The sequence below is a fragment of the Ruminococcus difficilis genome, assembly GCF_016680995.1.
Window position 1 is genome coordinate 20,300 of the sequence record NZ_JAEQMG010000061.1, and the last position, 18,954, is coordinate 39,253.

Sequence of the window (18,954 nt, forward strand, 5' to 3'; positions counted from 1 at the left end):
AAGGAGAATATCAATGGAAGAAAAGAAAAAGAATCCGACCCTCCCGTGGAAAGTCGTATCGGGCATTTTGGTCGTCGCGTTGATCGTGATGTCCGTGCTGTATTTCTCCGGTGCAGGGATGAACAACAAGGCTCAGCCCTCTGCCGAGCCGACAACGGTCAGTGAGTCAAACGCGAACAGCTCACAGGACGCACTGTCGCTGTGGACGGAATCCGCACCTCTGAAGTCGGAGCTGACGAGCTATATGAAGACGATCACCGACGAGAACTCAAAGGACTTTATCCCCGTCGAGAACCGTATCGCGGTGTTTGACATGGACGGTACCCTGTGCTGTGAGACCGATCCCGGCTACTTCGATCACAAGCTGCTGTATCACCGCGTGATGGAGGACGAAAGCTATAAGGATAAGGCGTCCGAAGAGGAAAAGGAGACCGCGGCGATCGTCAAGGAATACTTTGACACCGGCGAGTACCCCAAGGGTCTGGACGTCAAGCACGGCACTGCCGTAGCGACCGCCTTCAAGGGCATGACCCCCGATGAATTTGACGCGTATGTCAAGGATTACAAGAACACCGCGATGGTAAGCTACAGCAACATGACCAACGGTCAGGCGTTCTACAAGCCCATGCTGCAGGTCATCGACTATTTACAGGCGAACGACTTCACCGTTTACGTCGTCAGCGGTACCGACCGACTGATCACACGCGGTCTGTGCGACGGTGTGATCGACATTCCGAAGAGCCAGATGATCGGCTCCGACGAGAGCTTTGTCGCTACCAATCAGGGCGACAAGGACGGACTGGAGTACACCTTCTCTCATGATGACAAGGTCATCACCGGCGGTGAGTTCATCATCAAGAACCTCAAGATGAACAAGGTCAGCGTCATCGAGAGAGAGATCGGCGAGCAGCCCGTGCTGTGCTTCGGCAACAGCTCCGGCGACGCGGCGATGGCGAACTTTACCATCACCAACAATAAGTATAAGAGCGGCGCGTATCTGCTCTGCTGTGACGATCTCGAGCGTGAGAACGGCAACATCGAAAAGGCGGATAAAATGCGCGCGAGCTGTGAGGAAAACGGCTGGACGGCGGTTTCCATGAAGGACGACTGGACGACCATCTACGGCGACGGCGTGACCTACAGTAAAAGTAAATAAGTTTGATACAACAAAAGGGTTGGCGTTTTGCCAACCCTTTTTTTCAATATCAAATCCCGTTATGTCGGTCGACCATCTCCCGCAGCTTTTGCAGCAGCTCGTCGGTCGAAAGTCCCGCTTTCTCGCTCAGGTCGGCGAGGGTGGCGTTTTTGATCATCATCTTTCCGATCGGGGTGTTCACGATCTTAAAGCGGCTGTCGAGCTTGATCAGCTCCTCGGGCAGCCACGGATACTCCGCGAGGATATCGGTCAATTTGGTTTGGCTGTTATACTTCATTTTTATCATCCTTTATCTGATTATTTGATCCCGCGCAGGTTGATTTCATCGATAGTCGCGGGTGTGATCCCGCGCTTTAAGAGGTTTTGCTCACATTCTTGGTAGATCTCATCATTCAACAATGCCTCCGGCGTATGCGCGTCATAGCCGATGACTGCCTTGCTGCCGATCTTTGCGACGATATACCAGAAGGTCGGGTTCGGGTAACAGCGCTTGTTGAAATAGCCGAGGATGTTGTATTCCAGCGGGATGTCATGTGCCTTTGCAAATCGGCACAGGTCGGTCATCTGCTCGATATAAAAGTCCGGATCGCCCTCGTACCAGACGGTGTCGGGGTGTGCCAGATAGGTGAAGGCGCCTGTCGACAAGCCCTCCTTGACCTGTGCGACGTACTGCGCGAGGTAATCTTCCTTTTTGCCTTTACCGGCGACATAGTACGAGCCTTCGTCGTATTCGTTGCCGACGAAATGCTGACCCATGATCATGTAGTCGAGGTGCAGGGGGCGGACGAAGTCGATCAGCTCATCAAAGGTTTCGGGGTAATACTCCGTTTCAAATCCCAGGAGGATGCGGATATCGGAGGCGTATTCCTTTTGCAGGGCGCGGATGCTCTCGGCGTATTCCTGCGCCTGTTCGGGGAACATGCGGAAATGGCTGTAGTAATCGTCGACAGGGAAGAACTGAGGGCAGTGATCGGCGAAGCCGAGTGTTTTGAGTCCAGCTTTGATCGCCGCCTCGACATACTCTCTGTCCTCGCCCACGGCGTGATGACAGCGTGTGGTGTGCGTATGCAGGTTGTAGTCCGCCATGTTGAGCCCCCTTTCCGTATTTGAAGTTGACATTATCATAGCAAAAACAAGGAGGTTTGTCCAGAGAATATTACGCTTGTTGTTGATGTAACGCAGTATGATTGAGATACTCGCTTCGCTCAAACAATTTAATACAATCCCTCAGTCCTCTTTCGAGGACAGCCTCCTCGCCGGAAGCGGCTTCTTCTGCGAAGACAGCCGACCCTTTTGTCCGCTTTGCGGACATTTCCCCTAGCAGGGGAATCTCCCCTTGTCCTTCAGACATTCCCCCAACGGGGGTACCTTTACCAAAAGGAGCCTAAAAACTGCATCTCATATTTTTGTTTTTTTTTCTAAAAAAAGAGACTCCCGAAAAGGGAGTCTCCTAAGGGGATGTATCATGAAAAGATGATCAGTTATCGGGTTTTGCGGGAGGGGTACTGCCGCCGCCGTGACCGCTGCCGGTCGATACGACCGCGATCGCTTCGCCGGTGGATGCGGTGCCCGCGGTGTATGCCTTGCCGTCGACGTAGAGGGTATGACCGTTCAGGTCGATGCTGTCCGCGTCACAGGTCAGCGAGGTGATATAGCTGTCGGATGTGAGCGTCCATTTGGCGCCGCCGCTGAGATCGACAAAGACTTCGCCTGCCTGACCGGAGCTGTTGATCGCGCCGGTGAATACGGAGCTGTCGGACAGATAGAGGTTAAGGTGGGACACATCATCCACTACCATGTCGCCGTTGATGGTCTGCTGTTTCGCGTTCAATGTGACCTGACCGCCGTTTTTGCCTTCACTGCCCCATCCGGCTGCCGCCGCTCTGAGGAATACGCCTTCCGCATCGTTGTTGGTGATGGTAGCGCCGGACAGGCTGATGTCGGTCGCGGTATTGTTGACGAAGAAAATGTCGCCGTTCTCATTGGTGAGCGTACCGCCGTTCATGGTAAAGGACGAGGTACCCTCCGCCGCGTCGCCGGACATGCTCTGATAGATCATGACCGCCTGATACCAGCTCGATTTGTTGCTGTTTTTCTTGTTGTTGTCGGCGTTGAGGTTGACGTTATTCAGCGTGACGCTGTTCTTGCCTTCGACCACTACGCCCTGAGAGGCGGTGGACTCCATCTCGGCATTGGATACCGTGATATCGGCTGTAGAGTAGATGACCGGTGAGCCGGTGCCCGAGGTAGTATAATAGCCGCCGCTCACGTTGACGGTACCGCCGCCGCGGTCGGATCGGATCGCCGCCGAGGAGTTGCCTGAGGTGTTGATGGTGAGGTCGGTGGCATTCATCGTGCCGCCGCCGGTCGTCATCAGACCGCCGGAGCAGTTGCCCGCGGTCTCGATGTAGGAATCTTTGATGTTGACGGTCGTGCCCTCGCCGTAGCTGAACACGCCGTTTGCGTGCTTGCCGTCGGATTTGACAACGATATCGCTGAGGTTGAGTGTGCCGCCGTTAGTGGCAAAGATCGTGGCGTTATCGCCGTAGAAGTCGGCTTTGTCGCTCTCACTGCTGTCGCCGCTCTTGATGACCTTGACGTTTTGGTAGTTTGCCGATTCTCCGTCGGCTGTGATCGCGTGCTCGCCGTCGGCGGTATTCTCGATGGTTTGGGTGGTGGTGACGTCCGCTTCCGTCAGCTTTTTGGCGGATGTTCCCGATTGATCCGCTGTGCTTGCCGCGGTGGAGTGGACTGCCTCATCGATGGTAGCGACAGCCGCCTGTGTCGCCTCGGTACTGCCCTTTTGATTGCCGCATGCCGCGAGCGGTAACGCCATGAGCGCCGCTAAGATGATTGCGGTGCTTTTCTTCGATAAAAACTTCATAGGATGACCCCCTTGATCTTGGATTGTGGTATTATCATAACAGATGATATTGAAGATCATTTGAACGCTGTGTGATGATTATGTGAAAAATTTCGTTGAAACAAAAAAGTGCCCGCAGAATAGGGCAATGTCATTAAGTTAAGGAAAAGGTATCTCGCTGACGCTCGTTCGATTGATACAATTCCTCAGTCAGCTTGCGCTGACAGCTCCTTTTACCAAAAGGAGCCTTCCTTAACATAATGATATTTTCATATTAGGGAGCCGTGCCGGATCAGGTCGATCTTCTCCTGTCGGTTCAGCTGCTTGATCTGATACTCGCGGCTCATCGCCTCCTGCCTGGTCGCGAACTGCTCGGTGTAGACGATCTCGACAGGTCGGCGCGGCGCGGTGTATTTCGATGCCGTGCCCGCGTTATGGGCGGCAAGGCGCTTTGCGAGGTCATTAGTCCATCCGCAGTAAAAGGTGCCGTCGGCACATTTCAGGATATAGGTGTAGTTGGGATTATCGCTTTGTTTCGTCATCATTTCTCCGTCACAATCATTTTATATTCCATATGATACACGAAAAACGTCGATTTGTCCAATCGGAAGATCATGTGTAAATCGGGACTTGACAAAAGAGAAAGCGGCTGATATAATCTATTAGTAAGGCAAGGCTAACCACCAAGCCTTGTTATTATCCCTATAGGTTAGCTTTAGCTAATCAAGTTAGCAAAACATAACCAAATGTAAAAAAGGAGATCGCTATGCCGCTCACCTTGGCCGTTATCGGCGAAGAACTCATCATCAAAAGAATCGGCGGAAACGCGGAGGTCAGGACCCATCTGCAGAATCTGGGCTTTGTATCCGGTACCGTTGTAACGGTTGTCAGCTCTATGGGCGGCAACCTGATCGTGAATGTCAAAAACACACGTATCGCCATCAGCAAAGAGATGGCGCAGAAGATCATGGTATAAATATAGTCATTGCGAACCCCGGGCATGAGGTCGGGGTGTGGCAATCTCAACCGAGTATTATGTTGATGATTGTCCGTGATGACAGAATATAAAGGAGGAAGAGTATGAAAACACTGAAAGAGGTCGCGATCGGCGACACCTGCAAGGTCAAAAAGCTCCACGGTGAGGGCGCGGTCAAGCGCCGTATCATGGATATGGGCATCACCAAGGGCGTCGAGATCAAGGTGCAGAAGGTCGCTCCCTTGGGCGATCCGATGGAAGTCACCGTGCGCGGCTATCAGCTGTCGATCCGCAAGGCGGATGCCGAGATGGTCGAGGTGGAATGACGCGCATATCAACGCGTGCGTCTATATTTGACTGATAGCAACGAGGATTGTATCCAAACAAACACTTTATTTTTATCCAATAGTTAGCAAAAACTAACCAAGAAATGAGGTATCATATGAACATCAAGATAGCCTTGGCGGGTAACCCGAACAGCGGTAAGACCACCCTGTTCAACGCCCTGACAGGCGCGAACCAGTTCGTCGGCAACTGGCCCGGCGTAACGGTCGAGAAAAAGGAAGGTAAGCTCAAAAAGCACAGTGATGTGACCATCACCGATCTGCCCGGTATCTACTCGCTTTCACCCTATACGATGGAAGAGGTCGTGGCGCGTAACTATCTGATCGATGAACGCCCCGACGCGATACTGAACATCGTCGACGGTACCAACTTAGAGCGCAACCTATATCTGACCACCCAGCTCTGCGAGCTCGGTATCCCTGTCGTCATCGCCGTCAATATGATGGACGTTGTCGAAAAAACAGGCGTTCGGATCAACACCGAGGAGCTCAGCCGTCAGCTGGGCTGCAAGGTCGTTTCGATCTCTGCCTTAAAGGGCAAGGGCGTGATGGACGCCGCCGAAGAAGCGATCAAGGCGGCGGAAGAAAAGAAGCCCGTTCCGAAGCATCCGTTTGACGGTTCGGTGGAGCACGCGATTGCGCATATTGAAGAAGCCTGTGTCCATGATATGCCCGAGGAGGAGCAGAGATGGTACGCGGTCAAGATCTTTGAGCGTGATGATAAGGTCATGGAAAAGCTCAATCTGAGCAAAGAAACCCTTGATCATATTGAAAAGGATATCAAGGCTGTTGAGGAAGAATATGACGATGACGCGGAGTCGATCATCACCAACGAGCGTTATGTCTATATCGGCAAGATCATCAACAGCGTTTATAAGAATAAGCAAAAGGGTCAGCTCTCGACCTCCGACAAGATCGATAAGATCGTGACCAACCGCTGGCTGGGTCTGCCGATCTTCATGGTCGTCATGTTCCTCGTGTACTACATCTCGATGGTAACGGTCGGAACCGCCGCGACCGACTGGATGAACGACGGCGTGTTCGGCGACGGCTTCCATCTGTTCGGTATCGGTACCGCGCAGTATGAGGAGCACGCTGACGCGATCGGTAAACTGACCGGCGCCGCCGAATCGGCAGGCAACGAAGATCTGCTCGCGGCGCTGGACTTTGAATCGGAAAAATATGACGCTGATAAGGCGGTGACCTCCGTCAAGAGCTTTGCCGCAAGCGTCAAGGACAGTGATGAATCCACCTTTGAGGTCGAAGATGAGGAGACCCTCGAGGTCAAGAACGAGACCATCACCGGCAAGGACGTCAAAGACGCGGCGGAGATCTTCGTGAAAAACGAGGGCAAGCCCGACGATCCCGCCGAGTTCGGCGTATGGGTACCCGGTATCCCGGTCATCGTCGGCAACTGGCTGGAAGCCGCCAACGCTCCCGAATGGCTGTCGAGCCTGATCCTCGACGGTATCATCGCCGGCGTGGGCGCGGTACTCGGCTTTGTACCGCAGATGCTCGTCTTGTTCCTGCTGCTCGCGTTCCTCGAGTCCTGCGGCTACATGGCGCGTATCGCCTTTGTCCTCGACCGTATCTTCCGCCGCTTCGGTCTGTCGGGTAAGTCTTTCATTCCGATCCTGATCGGTACGGGCTGCGGCATCCCCGGCATCATGGCGTCGCGTACCATCGAGAATGAGCGCGACCGCCGAATGACCATCATGACGACCACGTTCATCCCCTGCGGCGCGAAGGTGCCCTTCATCGCGATGATTGCGGGCGCGATCTTCGGCGGCTCTCCGTGGGTCGCGACAAGCGCGTATTTCATCGGCATGGCGGCGATCATCATCTCCGGTATCATGCTCAAAAAGACCAAACCCTTTGCGGGCGAACCCGCTCCGTTCGTCATGGAGCTGCCCGCGTACCACTGGCCGACCCTCGGCAATGTACTCCGTTCCATGTGGGAACGCGGCTGGTCGTTCATCAAAAAAGCGGGTACCATCATCCTGCTCTCCACCATCGTTCTGTGGTTCCTGAGCCGCTTCGGATGGGTCGACGGCGCCTTTACCATGCTGGGTGAAGAGGAGATCGGCAACAGCATCCTTGCTGTGATCGGCAACGGCATCGCATGGATCTTCGCACCGCTCGGCTGGGGCAACTGGCAGGCGGCTGTCGCCTCCATCACCGGCCTGATCGCCAAGGAGAACATCGTCGGCACAATGGGTGTGCTCTACGGCGGCGGAGAAATGTCCACATGGGCGGCGCTCGCGAGCGTATTCACCGGCGTGACCGGCTTCTCGTTCCTCGTATTCAACCTGCTGTGCGCGCCGTGCTTTGCGGCGATGGGCGCCATCAGACGTGAGATGAACTCCGGCAAGTGGACGGCGTTCGCGATCGCGTATCAGTGCGGCTTCGCGTATGTGATCGCGCTGTGCATCAACCAGATCGGCGGCGCCTTCACCGGCAACTTGAATGTCATCGGTCTGATCGTCGCGATCCTGCTGATCGCCTTCATGCTGTATATGCTCTTCAGACCGTATAAGGAAGCCAATAAGCTGACCAAGGATGTAAAGATCAAGTAGGATCGAGTCATTGCGAACCGCCGTATGGCGGTGTGGCAATCCCCTTCCTGTTCCGACCGGTCGGAATGACATCACATAAATAAAAGGAGTTGAATGTATGTTTACATGGATATCGAATAACATCGGCACGATCATTATCTGTGCGGTGCTGATCGCGATCGTCACGGCGATCATCGTCAGCATGATCAAAAAGAAAAAGCAGGGTAAGTCGGTGGTATGCAGCTGCGGCAACTGCAAGCACTGCGCGATGTCCGGCTCCTGTCATAAACAATAATCGTTTTCCTCCGGTACCGAGCGCTTTGTGCGCTCGGTACCTTTTTGTCAGATGGCTGTTTACAGCGGAGACGATTTCAGTTTCCGTACCCTACGGAATAATTGATTTGCTCCGCATTTGAACGACATATTTCGGATAGGTTTCGGGATGTCGCAAGCGTCATCCCCTACAATAAACGTTTCATCTGCTCCGCGATTATGTGGGATGCATCGGATAGGTCGCGGCGGGAGCAAGCCCCCGCCCTACAGAATAATGGATTTGACGTTTTCGATAATGGATATATCCGTCATTCTGCGGGTCGTCGAGGGCGCCGACCCCTACAGGTAAGTTCTGCTTCGAATGAAAAAATATTGAAATAAGGAATAAATTCCCCTTGACAAACTCATTTATCTTTGATACAATATAGTTGCACAAGAGATAAAGGAGTGCAACAGAAATGGAAATGAGCTATAAAGAAGAAATGAAGCTCGAAAATCAGCTTTGTTTTCCGCTGTACGCGGCGGCGCGGAGTGTGACCGCTCTGTACACGCCGTACCTCAAGCCGTTGGGGCTGACCTATACCCAGTACATCGTTTTTCTGGTGCTGTGGGAAAAGGACGGCATCCCCGTGGGTGAGCTCGGAAAGCGACTGATGCTCGACAGCGGCACGCTTTCACCGCTTCTCAAAAAGATGCGGCAGGCGGGCTATATCGAAAAGCGCCAGAGCGCGGAGGATGAGCGATCCTTTCTGATCACCCTGACCGACAAGGGCAGAGCGCTGCAGGAGCAGGCGAGGGAGATCCCGCGCAATGTCGGCGGTTGTATCGCTCTCAATCACGAAAAAGCCGCTCAGCTGTATCAACTGCTGTACGAGCTGCTGGAACACACAAACAGTAACTAACCGAAAGGAGAATGACAAATGAAAACAGTATATGATTTTACGGTAAAAGACAGAAAAGGTAACGATGTGAGCCTGTCCGATTATAAGGGCAAGCTGCTCTTGATCGTCAACACGGCGACCGGCTGCGGATTCACCCCGCATTATGAGCCGCTCGAAGCGATGTACCGCGATCTGCGCGATAAGGATTTTGAGATCCTCGACTTCCCGTGCAACCAGTTCGCGAATCAGGCGCCCGGAGATGAGGAAGAGATCCACAACTTCTGCACGCTGAAATTCGGCGCTGATTTCCCGCAGTTCAAGAAGATCAACGTCAACGGCGAGGATGCCGATCCGCTGTTCGCGTTCCTCGCGACAGAAAAGCCGTTTGAGGGCTTCGGCAAGGGTCTCAAGAATAAGGCGCTGAACAAGTTCGCCGATATGAACAACAAGGCGTTCGGCGACAAGGCATATATCAAATGGAACTTCACCAAGTTCCTCGTTGACCGCGAGGGTAAGGTTATCGCTCGCTTTGAGCCGACCGTCGATATGAAAGACGTCAGAAAAGCGGTCGAAGAAGCGCTCTGAGGTATCATATGAAAGTTGCAGTCAGATATTATACCAAAACCGGTAATACCGAAAAGATGGCGAAAGCGGTCGCCGACGCGGTCGGCGTCAAGGCACTGCCGATCAGCGAACCCATCGACGACACGGTTGACATCCTCTTTCTCGGCAATTCCTACTATGCGTTCAGCATCGACCCCGAGGTGAGGGATTATATCCGCAGGCTTGACGGCACCAAGGTGAAGCGCATCGTCAATTTCGGCTCCGCCGCCATGCTCAACTCCACATGGAAAAAGGTGAAAGCCGAGGCGGATAAGGTCGGCATCAAAATGGACGACCGTGAATTCCACTGCAAGGGTGAGTTCAAGGGACTGCATAAGGGCAGACCCAATGAACAGGATCTGACCAAAGCGGCGGCGTTCGCAAAAAAGATTATCAAATCATAAGAGAGACCGGTAACTGAGCATGTTTCAGTTACCGGTTTTTTGTCAGAAAAGTTACCATTGTAAAGATGTTTTGCTCAACTGAAAACAGAAAGTTGTAGGTTGTACATATTTATTGACTTTGAGGGTGAAATCATTTAGAATTGAGGTATCTGATTATTGCTATGAGGTGGCATTATGAATATCAAAAAATGGAACGCACGGCTGTCGCTGTTAACGATCGTGCTGTTTTTGATACATGAAGGGTACCAGCTGTACGCCTACACCACCATGTATTACAACCCGGTTTTGTCAAAGGTCACGGGTTACGTGCTCACCGGCGCATTGGCGCTGCATGTGATCCTGTCGGTGATGAGCGTGTTCATCCTGCATGACGCAAAGAAGGTCACTTACAAAAAGCTGAATATCAAAACCGTGCTGCAGCGCGTCAGCGGGGTATTGATCGTATTGATTCTGCCGTTGCATATTTTTTCATTCGGTATACTCAAAAGCAGTGTGGGCGGGGTTGGGTACATCCTGACGGAGATCGCCCAGATCCTGTTTTACGCGGCGCTTTGTTGCCATATCTCATTATCCTTTTCCAATGCGCTCGTTACGCTGGGATACCTTGCGGATATGCGCAAAAAACGTGTGATCGATATCGTAGTCACCATCATTTGTGTGATCTTGTTTATCGCGGCAAGCGTGATCATCACGTCGGCACATACTATGATATTCAAAGGTTAGGCGGTGCGGTAAATGAAACATGTATTAGTGATCGGAAGCGGTATCGCCGGATTGAGCTGTGCCATCAACTGCGCCCAAAAGGGGATGCAGGTCACGATGGTATCGCCGTTTCCCTCTGAGCGAGCCCAGTCCGTTTTAGCGGCGGGCGGTATCAACGCCGTGACCGCTTCCTGTGAGGCGGGCGACAGCGTTGACAGTCATATCGACGACACCCTCAAAGGCGGCTGTGATATCGCGGGCAAGGAGGCTGTCAGGGGCTTGTGCGAGAGTGCGCCCGACATTATCGATTGGCTCAAAAAGAACGGTACGGTCTTTACGACCGATGCCGACGGCAATGTCAGCAAACGCGCGTTCGGCGGTCAATCCTATCGGCGCTCCTGTTTTTGCGGCGCCTCTACGGGCAAACAGATCGTGACCGCGCTCGTGATGGAGGCAAGAGGCTTTGAGGGCACGGGCAGGATCAAGCGTCGGCTTTGGGCGGATTTTTACAGCGCCCTGATCAAGGACGGCGAGTGCTTCGGCGCTGTTCTATATAATGAATCGACAAGAAAGCCTGAGGCGATCACAGCGGACTGCGTCGTCATCGCGACAGGCGGACAGAACGCGCTGTTCGGTAAGACGACAGGTTCCACCCAGTGTGACGGCTATGTTGCCGGCAAGCTCCTGACCCAGGGTGTGGAGCTGAAAAATCTCGAGTTCATCCAGTACCATCCCACGACCATCGAGACCGCGCAGAAGAGAATGCTGATCTCTGAGGCGGTCAGGGGAGAGGGCGGCAGGCTCTATATAGAAGAAAACGGTCGGCGCGTCTATTTCATGGAGGACAAATACGGTGAGCGCGGCAACCTCATGCCCCGCGATATCGTATCGCGCTGTATCGAGGAAACGGGAAAGCAGGTCTATCTGGATATCACCTTCCTCGGCAAGGAGAAGATATTGCAAAAGCTGCCCGAGGTCTATGAGCTGTGCAAAAAATACCGCGGGATCGACATCACCAAAGAGAGCATCCCCGTCACACCGTCGGTGCACTTTTTCATGGGCGGTATCGCCGTGAAGAACAACCACGAAACCAATATCAAAAACCTGTACGCGATCGGAGAATGTGCCTCCATCTACCACGGCGCGAACCGTCTGGGCGGTAATTCACTGCTCGCGGCGATCTACGGCGGCAAGGTAGCGGCAAATTCCATCGAACAAGCGGAATCGAGCGATACACCCAACGATTGGTCAAAGGAATTGAAAGAAGCGGAGGAAAAACTGCGTTCTCTCAAAGGCTCCAAAAGCCCCTACCCCGTCAAATACATCCGCGATATGCTCGCCGAAACGATGCAGGAGGATCTCGGGATCGTCCGCGACGCCGACAAGCTGCAGAAGGGGATCGACGATGTGTCGTTCTATCTGTCCGTTGCGGATAAGATCCGCTTCGACAGCTCCGAGATGGCGTACTTCGGCTATAGTTTGAAGGACATTTTGACGCTCGCCAAGGCGACCCTGCTCTGTGCGCTGAGTCGAAAGGAAAGCCGCGGCGCGCATTACAGAAGTGACTGTCCTGAGCCGTCGGACGCATACAAGGCCGCCACTATCATCCGTTATGATAACGGCGAATTCACCACCTACCTCGATACGGAGGGCAAGTATGAGAATTAAAATATTGCGCCAATTGTCGCCTGTCACGGAGCCGTATTGGCAGGAGTTCGAAGGCGATTTTGCAAAGGATCAGTCCGTCGCGGGTATGCTCGACGAGCTGAATTACAAGGATGATCTGTTCGACGTCAACGGCGATCCCGCGCCGAGGATCCAGTGGGAGTGTTCGTGCCTGCAGGGAATGTGCGGCGCGTGCGCGATGGTCATCAACGGCAGACCCGCCCTCGCCTGTGAGGTCTTTTTGAGAGATTTCAAGGGCGATACCGTGGTCATCGAGCCGCTGAAAAAGTTCGCGACCATCTCCGATCTGGTGGTCGACCGCGGCATTATCCATCAAAATCTGAAAAAAGCGAATGTGTATATCGGAGAGTACGAGGGCGCCGATCCAAAGGAGTATGACCATATGTACGCGGCGGGCAAGTGCCTTAAATGCGGCTTGTGTCTGGAGGTTTGCCCCAATTATCTTGACGGCAGCAGCTTCTACGGCGCGGCATTCGCCAACGACTGCTTCCTGATCGCGTCACGCAGCAAATCCCGTAAGAAAGCGATCACGAAGTCATATCAAAAGAACTTTGAGCAGGGCTGTTCCAAGGCGCTGTCCTGTGTGGACGTCTGCCCGATGAAGATCCCGACCCTCGCGTCGATCGCGAAGATGAACCGCAGATAACGGGTGGCAACATGAAAATAACGTGTCAAAAACTGGACGATCATCATATACATGACCTTGCACAGCTATCGGGCGCAGAGGGATTTCCGTATCCGATAGCGGAGGATACCGCGCGGGTCTATTGCCGAAATCGGGACGCGTCCGATCCCGGTGTGCAGACCTACGGCGTTTTTGAGGAGGGTAAGCTCGTCAGCGTGATGACCGCCACCTATTGCGTGGTGTTTCCGTGCGATGATTCGCCGAGCGGTCGGATCGCGCATATCAGCGGCGCGTATACACTGCCCGCTTTTCGGCACAAGGGCTATGCGACCGAGCTGTTGACGGCGATCCAAGCGGACGCTGCCGCATTCGGCGCGGATTACCTGTGCTGTGACAGCACGGCGGACGGTCTGTACCGTAGCTTCGGGATGTACCCGACGTCGGATGACGAAACAAGAATGTGGAAAAAGCTCAATGAGTGAGGAGGAAAACATATGATAGAAACAGGCTGGGTATCGATCCTGCCGCCTTTGATCGCCATCGTGCTCGCGCTGGTGACCAAAGAGGTGTACTCGTCACTGTTCCTCGGCGTTTTGTCGGGAATGGTGATCTATGTCGTATCGGCGCAGGAGCCGTTCATGGCGGTATTCTCGCGTATTTTCGACATGATGGCGCAAAAGATCGCGGACAACGCCTATATGATCATCTTTTTGGCACTGCTGTGGGCGGTGATCACACTGGTCGGAAAATCCGGCGGAACGGCGGCTTACGGGCGATGGGCGGAAAAACGGCTCAAGAATAAGCGCGCGACACTGCTGACGACCGCGCTGTTGGGTATTCTGATCTTCATCGACGACGGCTTCAACTGCCTGACGATCGGCACGGTCATGCGCCCGGTCTATGACCGCCAGCGTATCTCTCGTGAAAAGCTCGCCTATATCATCGACGCGACCGCGGCGCCGATCTGCATCATCGCGCCCGTGTCGTCATGGGCGGTAGCGGTAGCGTCAGAGGTCAGCGATACCAACGGTTTCCAGACGTTTTTGTCCACCGTTCCCTATAATTTGTATGCACTGCTCACGATCATGATGGTCGCGTTCGTCTGTATCACAGGGCTCGATTTCGGCAAGATGCGCAAGGCGGAGGAAAAGGCTCAGCTTGAGGGCAACGGCGACACTATGACCGAAGAAAAGGATGACACGCAAGAGAGCAAGGGTCGGGTCATCGATCTGGTTCTGCCCATCCTCGTGCTCATCGTCTGTGCGATCCTCGGCATGGCGTATGTCGGCGGCTTCTTCAGCGGCACGCCCTTCTCCGAGGCAATCGGCGCGAATCCGACCGCGGGCTTGTCCCTCGGCGCGTTCGCGGGTCTGGTGACAGCCTTCATCCTGTATATCCCCCGCAAGATCATGAAGCCCAGGCAGTTCGCGGGCAACATCGTCAGCGGTATCGGCAGTATCGTACCGCCCATGCTGATCCTGATCCTCTCTTGGACGCTCGGCGGCGTATGCCGTGAGCTGATCGGCACCGGCGAGTTCATCTCCGGCTTTATCGCGTCATCGAACGTGCCGCTGCAGCTGCTGCCCTTCGTGGTATTCGTGATCGCGGCGCTGATGTCCTTCTCGATGGGTACGTCATGGGGCACCTTCGGTCTGCTGATCCCCATCGTGACCATGATCTGTTCGGCGACTGCCGGCAGCGAGCTGTTGGTTCCCACTCTGGGCGCGACGCTTGCCGGTTCTGTCTACGGCGACCACTGCTCACCGATCTCCGACACGACGATCCTCGCCTCCACCGGCGCGCAGTGTGAGCATATCCGCCATGTGGAGACCCAGATCCCCTACGCGACCTTGACCGCCGTTGTCTGCGCGGTCGGCTATCTGATCATCGGCTTCACCAATATGCCGTGGATCGGTCTGGGCGTAAGCGCGGCGCTGTTGATCGGCGCGATGCTGATCCTCCGTAAGGTCTATCGACCGAAGGAAGCATAAACATCATACCGTATGAAAAGACCACCCGTTTTGATGAACGGGTGGTCTGTTTTATGCAGATTAAAAAATCGGTAACCGACATAGTGCCGATTACCGATTCAATGTCTTATTCTGTTTTATACTCTTCGAGCGATCATGCCGGTTTCTTTTTTGTGATCGCTTTGTAAACAGGCTTCATCGTCAGACCCTGGATGACCGTGGTGAAGAATACGACGGCATAGGTACAGCCGAGGATGATGTAATAAACCTTTTCGGGCACCATATCCCTGGTGCTCATCGCAAGGGCGACGGACAAGCCTCCGCGCAGTCCGCCCCATGTAAACAGCGTGATGAAGCCGCCTCGGGAGAATCCGTCGGGGATCTCGCCCATGAACAGCGAAGAGATCGACAGACTGCTGACGCGCGAGATCAGGTTCGCGGCGATCGCGATGAACGAGAGCAGCAGGACGCTTTCCATCTTGAGGATGCTGACAAACGACAATCCCAAAAGCACATACAGGATCGAGTTGAAGAATACGTCGAGCGTCTCCCAGAAGGAGTCGAACAACTCCACGTGCTCCTTTTCCTCGGATTCCGCGTATTTGGAGCGCAGGTGAGAGAACAGGATACCGCAGATGACGGACGCAATCGCGCCGGAGCAGTGGAACACTTCGCACAGCGAATACGCCAGAGAAACAGCCAGCAGGCTGATAAAGATCTTGAGCTGCGGGTGCTTCGAGAAGCGGAACATCAAGAAGCAAATCAGCGTGACGATAACACCGATGGCGACCGCGCCGAGTACCTCGCGGAGCATCACGGTGAGGAAGCCCTGTTCCTCAGAACCGCTTGCCTTTACCATGCCGGAGAAGCAGACGAACAGCGCTACGCCGATACCGTCGTTGAACAGGGATTCACCTTGGATCAGGAAGGAAGTATCCTTCGGCAGACCGAACTTGCTGAGGATACCGGTGGCGGCGATGGGATCGGTGGGGGCAATGATACTGCCGAACATCAGGCATACGGGCAGGGAGAGATTGAGTCCGAGCAAAAGGCTCGCGCCGTAGATCAGCATACCGTAGAATACCGCGCCGAGCAGGGTACATACCAGCGAGAGCACGGTGATCTGTCTTGCCATCTTTTTGAAGTCGGATAACTTCATATGGCAGGAACCGGCGAACAGCATGAAGCACAGCACGCCGTTCATCAAGAAGTCGTGGATATCGAACCCCTGTATTTCTTTGAGGACGTTTCCGACGCTGGTATCGTTGAATACCGCTATACCGATCAGCAGAACGATACCGAGGATGGTCGAAAACAGCATGAGTCCGATCTCGTAGGTCAGCTTGGTGACCTTCTCGTTAAAGAATCCAAGGATACATACCAAAGCGATGATTCCGGCAAACATATATAATGTTTCCATATATTTCTTTTCCTCCTTTTTCTTTTGGTTGACCCTCATATTTTGACGGCGATGACGGAATCCGCACAGCTGTACACAAGGCACTGCGGCTGCGCGGATACGACCTTTCATGACGCCGTATATGCCGATTTTTATACATTATAGCATAAAAACAGAGGCTTGAAAACCCGTAAAATAGAAATTTTTACAAAAGATTGCCGGGTTCATCTTACACACGCCGCCCTTTGTAGCAGATGTAGCAGCAAGAAATGGTTGTTTTCAGAAAAGGTCTTTTTTAAGAGAGTTTACTTTTTACCTGCGACATCTGCTACATCGTTAATTTTTGTGTTTTGATCCGTGAAATGCAGTGCGAAACTCTTGTCAGCACAATGAACATATGCTATACTCATACGTAAGAGATCCGTATGATCGGAGAAGGAGTGATAGAGATGAAAGAGCTGACCGTTGACGCTGTAGTAGGGAACATAGAAACCATCACCGATTTTGTCAACGCGGAGCTGGAGCTCCTCGACTGTCCGCTGAAGGTACAGATACAGATCGACGTCGCGATCGACGAGCTGTTCGGCAACATCGCTCACTATGCCTACGGGCATATCAAGGGCAAGGCGACGGTGCAGATCGCCTTTGACGAAGCTGAACGCACTGTGACACTGACCTTCATCGACAGCGGTACGCCCTTTGATCCGCTCAAAAAGGCTGATCCCGATACCACGCTCTCCGCACAGGAGCGCAGCATCGGCGGGCTGGGGATCTTTCTCGTCAAAAAGTCGATGGATCATATGGAATACCGTTATCAAGACGGTCACAATATACTCTCTATCATGAAAAAATTGGGGTGATCGATATGGGAAAAATCAAAGAGTATTTTAAGATCTATGAATCGGAAGAGACCAAGGCGGTCTTTGAACAAAACGATTATGAAGGAAACCGCCTGTCTTATTATGTCATTCTCTCCTGCGCGGTGATCCTGCTCATCTCGTGGGGCCTCAATCTGGCAGGGGTCTTCACTGTCCCTAAGGTCAGGATGAATGTCCTCGCCATATTGGGATTGATCGAGTTCGCCATTCCGGTCGTGCTGTATCTCAAGTTCAAAGGACAACGGCGCTGGCTCAAATACGTGATGGTCATCGCCCTGCTGTTTGCCTGTACCCAGCTTTTCAGTATCCTCAACCATAATGTTCTCCTGATCATGGTACTGCCCGTCATGCTGTCGAGCCGATACTTTTCCAAGGGCTTTACGGTGATGATCTCGATTTTGACGGTGATTTTCGCCACTGTCGGCAGCATATTGACAGTGCTGTACGGTATCATCGACCTGAACTTCTATCCCTCGCCTGAGAAAGGCACGGTCATCATCATTGAACAAAAGCTGCGTGAAGCGATCGTAGCCTTGGGCATCGACCCCTCCAAAGCGGTGGTCAGCATGATGGTCAACGGCTTTTTGCCGCGACTGCTGGCATTCACCGTCATCTGCTTCATCTCGATCTATATCGCAAAGCGCGGTCACGATATGGTACTCAGACAGAATGAGATCGCTCGCGCTTCCGCCAACGTCAAGGCGGAGCTGAACACCGCCACCCAGATCCAGAACGGTATGGTTCCCAGCATCTTCCCCGCTTTTCCGGGACGCAAGGAATTTGACATCCACGCCGGCATGTACACCGCGAAGGAGGTCGGCGGCGACTTCTACGACTTTTTCCTGATCGATGAGAAGCACCTCGCGATGGTGATCGCGGATGTATCGGGAAAGGGCGTTCCCGCGGCGCTGTTCATGATGGCTTCTAAGATCCTGATCAACGACAGAGCGCTCATGGGCGGTACTCCCGCCGAGATCCTCCAATTCGTCAACGATCGTATTTGCAGCAATAACCAGGCGGAGATGTTCGTCACCGTATGGCTGGGCATCCTCGATCTCGAAACAGGCGATGTGATCGCCGCCAACGCAGGTCATGAATACCCTGTGATCCGCAAAAACGGCGGAAAATACGAGCTGCTCAAGGACAAACACGGCTTTGTCGTCGGCGGTATGGAAGGTATCAGATACAAGGATTATGAGTTCAAGCTCGGCAAGGGCGATTCCATCTTCCTTTATACCGACGGTATTCCCGAGGCGAACAACATCGAAGAGGAACAGTTCGGCACCGACAGGATGGTGGACGCGCTGAACATCAAGCCCGAAGGCACGCCGGAAGAGGTTCTGATCAATGTGAAAAACGAAGTCAACACCTTTGTCGGCGACGCGGTCCAGTTCGATGATCTGACCATGCTTTGCCTGCGCTATAACGGCGAATAAACATTGTTCTTCTTATACGAAAAAATAAGCACATTCGACTGAAAATGCCGAATGTGCTTTTTTGATAGCTTCAACGATTCGCGTTGCTTTAGAGTGTAGAAAAACCTGTAAAAGCCTTCCTTTGGGAAAGGAAGGTGCCTCCGAATGGAGGCGGATGAATTGCATCAAATGTTTGAGCAAAGAGAGTTACCATTAGAATAGTG

Annotated in this window: 20 protein-coding genes; 15 read left to right on the forward strand and 5 right to left on the reverse strand. The window is 53.3% G+C overall.

Translation table 11 applies throughout. The annotated features are described in order from the left end of the window. Positions 1-13: 13 nt before the first annotated feature. Positions 14-1,156 (forward strand): HAD family hydrolase, encoded by a 1,143-nt coding sequence (locus JKK62_RS07310; RefSeq protein WP_201427352.1) that lies wholly within the window; start codon positions 14-16, stop codon positions 1,154-1,156. Positions 1,157-1,205: 49 nt separating this feature from the next. Here JKK62_RS07310 and JKK62_RS07315 read toward each other — a convergent pair whose 3' ends face one another. The 4 genes from JKK62_RS07315 to JKK62_RS07330 all read right to left on the reverse strand — a co-directional run bounded on the left by JKK62_RS07315 (position 1,206) and on the right by JKK62_RS07330 (position 4,561). Then, on the reverse strand, positions 1,206-1,433 hold the full coding sequence (locus tag JKK62_RS07315) for a hypothetical protein (RefSeq protein ID WP_201427353.1): 228 nt from the start codon (positions 1,431-1,433) through the stop codon (positions 1,206-1,208). Positions 1,434-1,453: 20 nt separating this feature from the next. Beyond that, the gene (locus JKK62_RS07320) at positions 1,454-2,242 is read right to left on the reverse strand and encodes a histidinol-phosphatase (RefSeq protein WP_201427354.1); all 789 of its coding nucleotides are present in this window, start codon (positions 2,240-2,242) and stop codon (positions 1,454-1,456) included. A 391-nt stretch (positions 2,243-2,633) separates the two neighbouring features. Beyond that, complete coding sequence (locus tag JKK62_RS07325) at positions 2,634-4,040, reverse strand: autotransporter outer membrane beta-barrel domain-containing protein (RefSeq protein WP_201427355.1); 1,407 nt, start codon at positions 4,038-4,040, stop codon at positions 2,634-2,636. A 248-nt stretch (positions 4,041-4,288) separates the two neighbouring features. Next, positions 4,289-4,561, reverse strand: a complete 273-nt coding sequence (locus tag JKK62_RS07330) for a GIY-YIG nuclease family protein (protein WP_201427356.1) — start codon at positions 4,559-4,561, stop codon at positions 4,289-4,291. 224 nt (positions 4,562-4,785) lie between these two features. Between JKK62_RS07330 and JKK62_RS07335 the strand changes: the two genes are divergently transcribed. From JKK62_RS07335 to JKK62_RS07390, 12 genes are all read left to right on the forward strand, one after another. Beyond that, positions 4,786-4,995, forward strand: coding sequence for a FeoA family protein (locus JKK62_RS07335; RefSeq protein WP_201427357.1), 210 nt, complete (start codon positions 4,786-4,788; stop codon positions 4,993-4,995). Between the two features lie 104 nt (positions 4,996-5,099). Beyond that, positions 5,100-5,321: a FeoA family protein gene (locus JKK62_RS07340; RefSeq protein WP_201427358.1), complete on the forward strand. Its 222-nt coding sequence runs from the start codon at positions 5,100-5,102 to the stop codon at positions 5,319-5,321. 116 nt (positions 5,322-5,437) lie between these two features. Further along, positions 5,438-7,915, forward strand: a complete 2,478-nt coding sequence (gene feoB / locus JKK62_RS07345) for a ferrous iron transporter B (protein ID WP_201427359.1) — start codon at positions 5,438-5,440, stop codon at positions 7,913-7,915. Positions 7,916-8,012: 97 nt separating this feature from the next. After that, the gene (locus tag JKK62_RS07350; protein WP_201427360.1) at positions 8,013-8,189 is read left to right on the forward strand and encodes a FeoB-associated Cys-rich membrane protein; all 177 of its coding nucleotides are present in this window, start codon (positions 8,013-8,015) and stop codon (positions 8,187-8,189) included. Positions 8,190-8,625: 436 nt separating this feature from the next. After that, positions 8,626-9,069: a MarR family winged helix-turn-helix transcriptional regulator gene (locus tag JKK62_RS07355; RefSeq protein ID WP_366503170.1), complete on the forward strand. Its 444-nt coding sequence runs from the start codon at positions 8,626-8,628 to the stop codon at positions 9,067-9,069. Between the two features lie 18 nt (positions 9,070-9,087). Further along, a complete protein-coding gene (locus JKK62_RS07360; RefSeq protein WP_201427361.1) occupies positions 9,088-9,633 on the forward strand; it encodes a glutathione peroxidase in 546 nt (181 codons plus the stop codon). Between the two features lie 8 nt (positions 9,634-9,641). Continuing rightward, positions 9,642-10,055 (forward strand): flavodoxin family protein, encoded by a 414-nt coding sequence (locus JKK62_RS07365; protein ID WP_201427362.1) that lies wholly within the window; start codon positions 9,642-9,644, stop codon positions 10,053-10,055. A gap of 174 nt (positions 10,056-10,229) precedes the next feature. Then, positions 10,230-10,778 (forward strand): hypothetical protein, encoded by a 549-nt coding sequence (locus JKK62_RS07370; protein ID WP_201427363.1) that lies wholly within the window; start codon positions 10,230-10,232, stop codon positions 10,776-10,778. 12 nt (positions 10,779-10,790) lie between these two features. Beyond that, complete coding sequence (locus JKK62_RS07375) at positions 10,791-12,425, forward strand: L-aspartate oxidase (protein ID WP_201427364.1); 1,635 nt, start codon at positions 10,791-10,793, stop codon at positions 12,423-12,425. After that, positions 12,415-13,089 carry a succinate dehydrogenase/fumarate reductase iron-sulfur subunit gene (locus JKK62_RS07380; protein ID WP_201427365.1) on the forward strand — a complete coding sequence of 225 codons (675 nt, stop codon included), beginning with the start codon at positions 12,415-12,417 and terminating at the stop codon, positions 13,087-13,089. Before JKK62_RS07375 ends, JKK62_RS07380 begins: the two co-directional genes overlap by 11 nt. An 11-nt stretch (positions 13,090-13,100) precedes the next feature. Next, complete coding sequence (locus JKK62_RS07385) at positions 13,101-13,550, forward strand: GNAT family N-acetyltransferase (protein WP_201427366.1); 450 nt, start codon at positions 13,101-13,103, stop codon at positions 13,548-13,550. Positions 13,551-13,562: 12 nt separating this feature from the next. Continuing rightward, positions 13,563-15,059, forward strand: a complete 1,497-nt coding sequence (locus JKK62_RS07390; protein ID WP_201427367.1) for a Na+/H+ antiporter NhaC family protein — start codon at positions 13,563-13,565, stop codon at positions 15,057-15,059. A 133-nt stretch (positions 15,060-15,192) separates the two neighbouring features. Here the strand turns inward: JKK62_RS07390 and JKK62_RS07395 are convergent, their stop codons facing one another. Further along, on the reverse strand, positions 15,193-16,458 hold the full coding sequence (locus tag JKK62_RS07395; protein ID WP_201427368.1) for a cation:proton antiporter: 1,266 nt from the start codon (positions 16,456-16,458) through the stop codon (positions 15,193-15,195). A gap of 404 nt (positions 16,459-16,862) precedes the next feature. On the opposite strand from JKK62_RS07395, the gene JKK62_RS07400 reads away from it, so the two are divergent. Both JKK62_RS07400 and JKK62_RS07405 read left to right on the forward strand, forming a co-directional pair. Further along, positions 16,863-17,297, forward strand: coding sequence for an ATP-binding protein (locus JKK62_RS07400; protein ID WP_366503173.1), 435 nt, complete (start codon positions 16,863-16,865; stop codon positions 17,295-17,297). Between the two features lie 5 nt (positions 17,298-17,302). Continuing rightward, positions 17,303-18,751 carry a PP2C family protein-serine/threonine phosphatase gene (locus JKK62_RS07405; RefSeq protein ID WP_201427369.1) on the forward strand — a complete coding sequence of 483 codons (1,449 nt, stop codon included), beginning with the start codon at positions 17,303-17,305 and terminating at the stop codon, positions 18,749-18,751. Positions 18,752-18,954 lie beyond the last annotated feature (203 nt).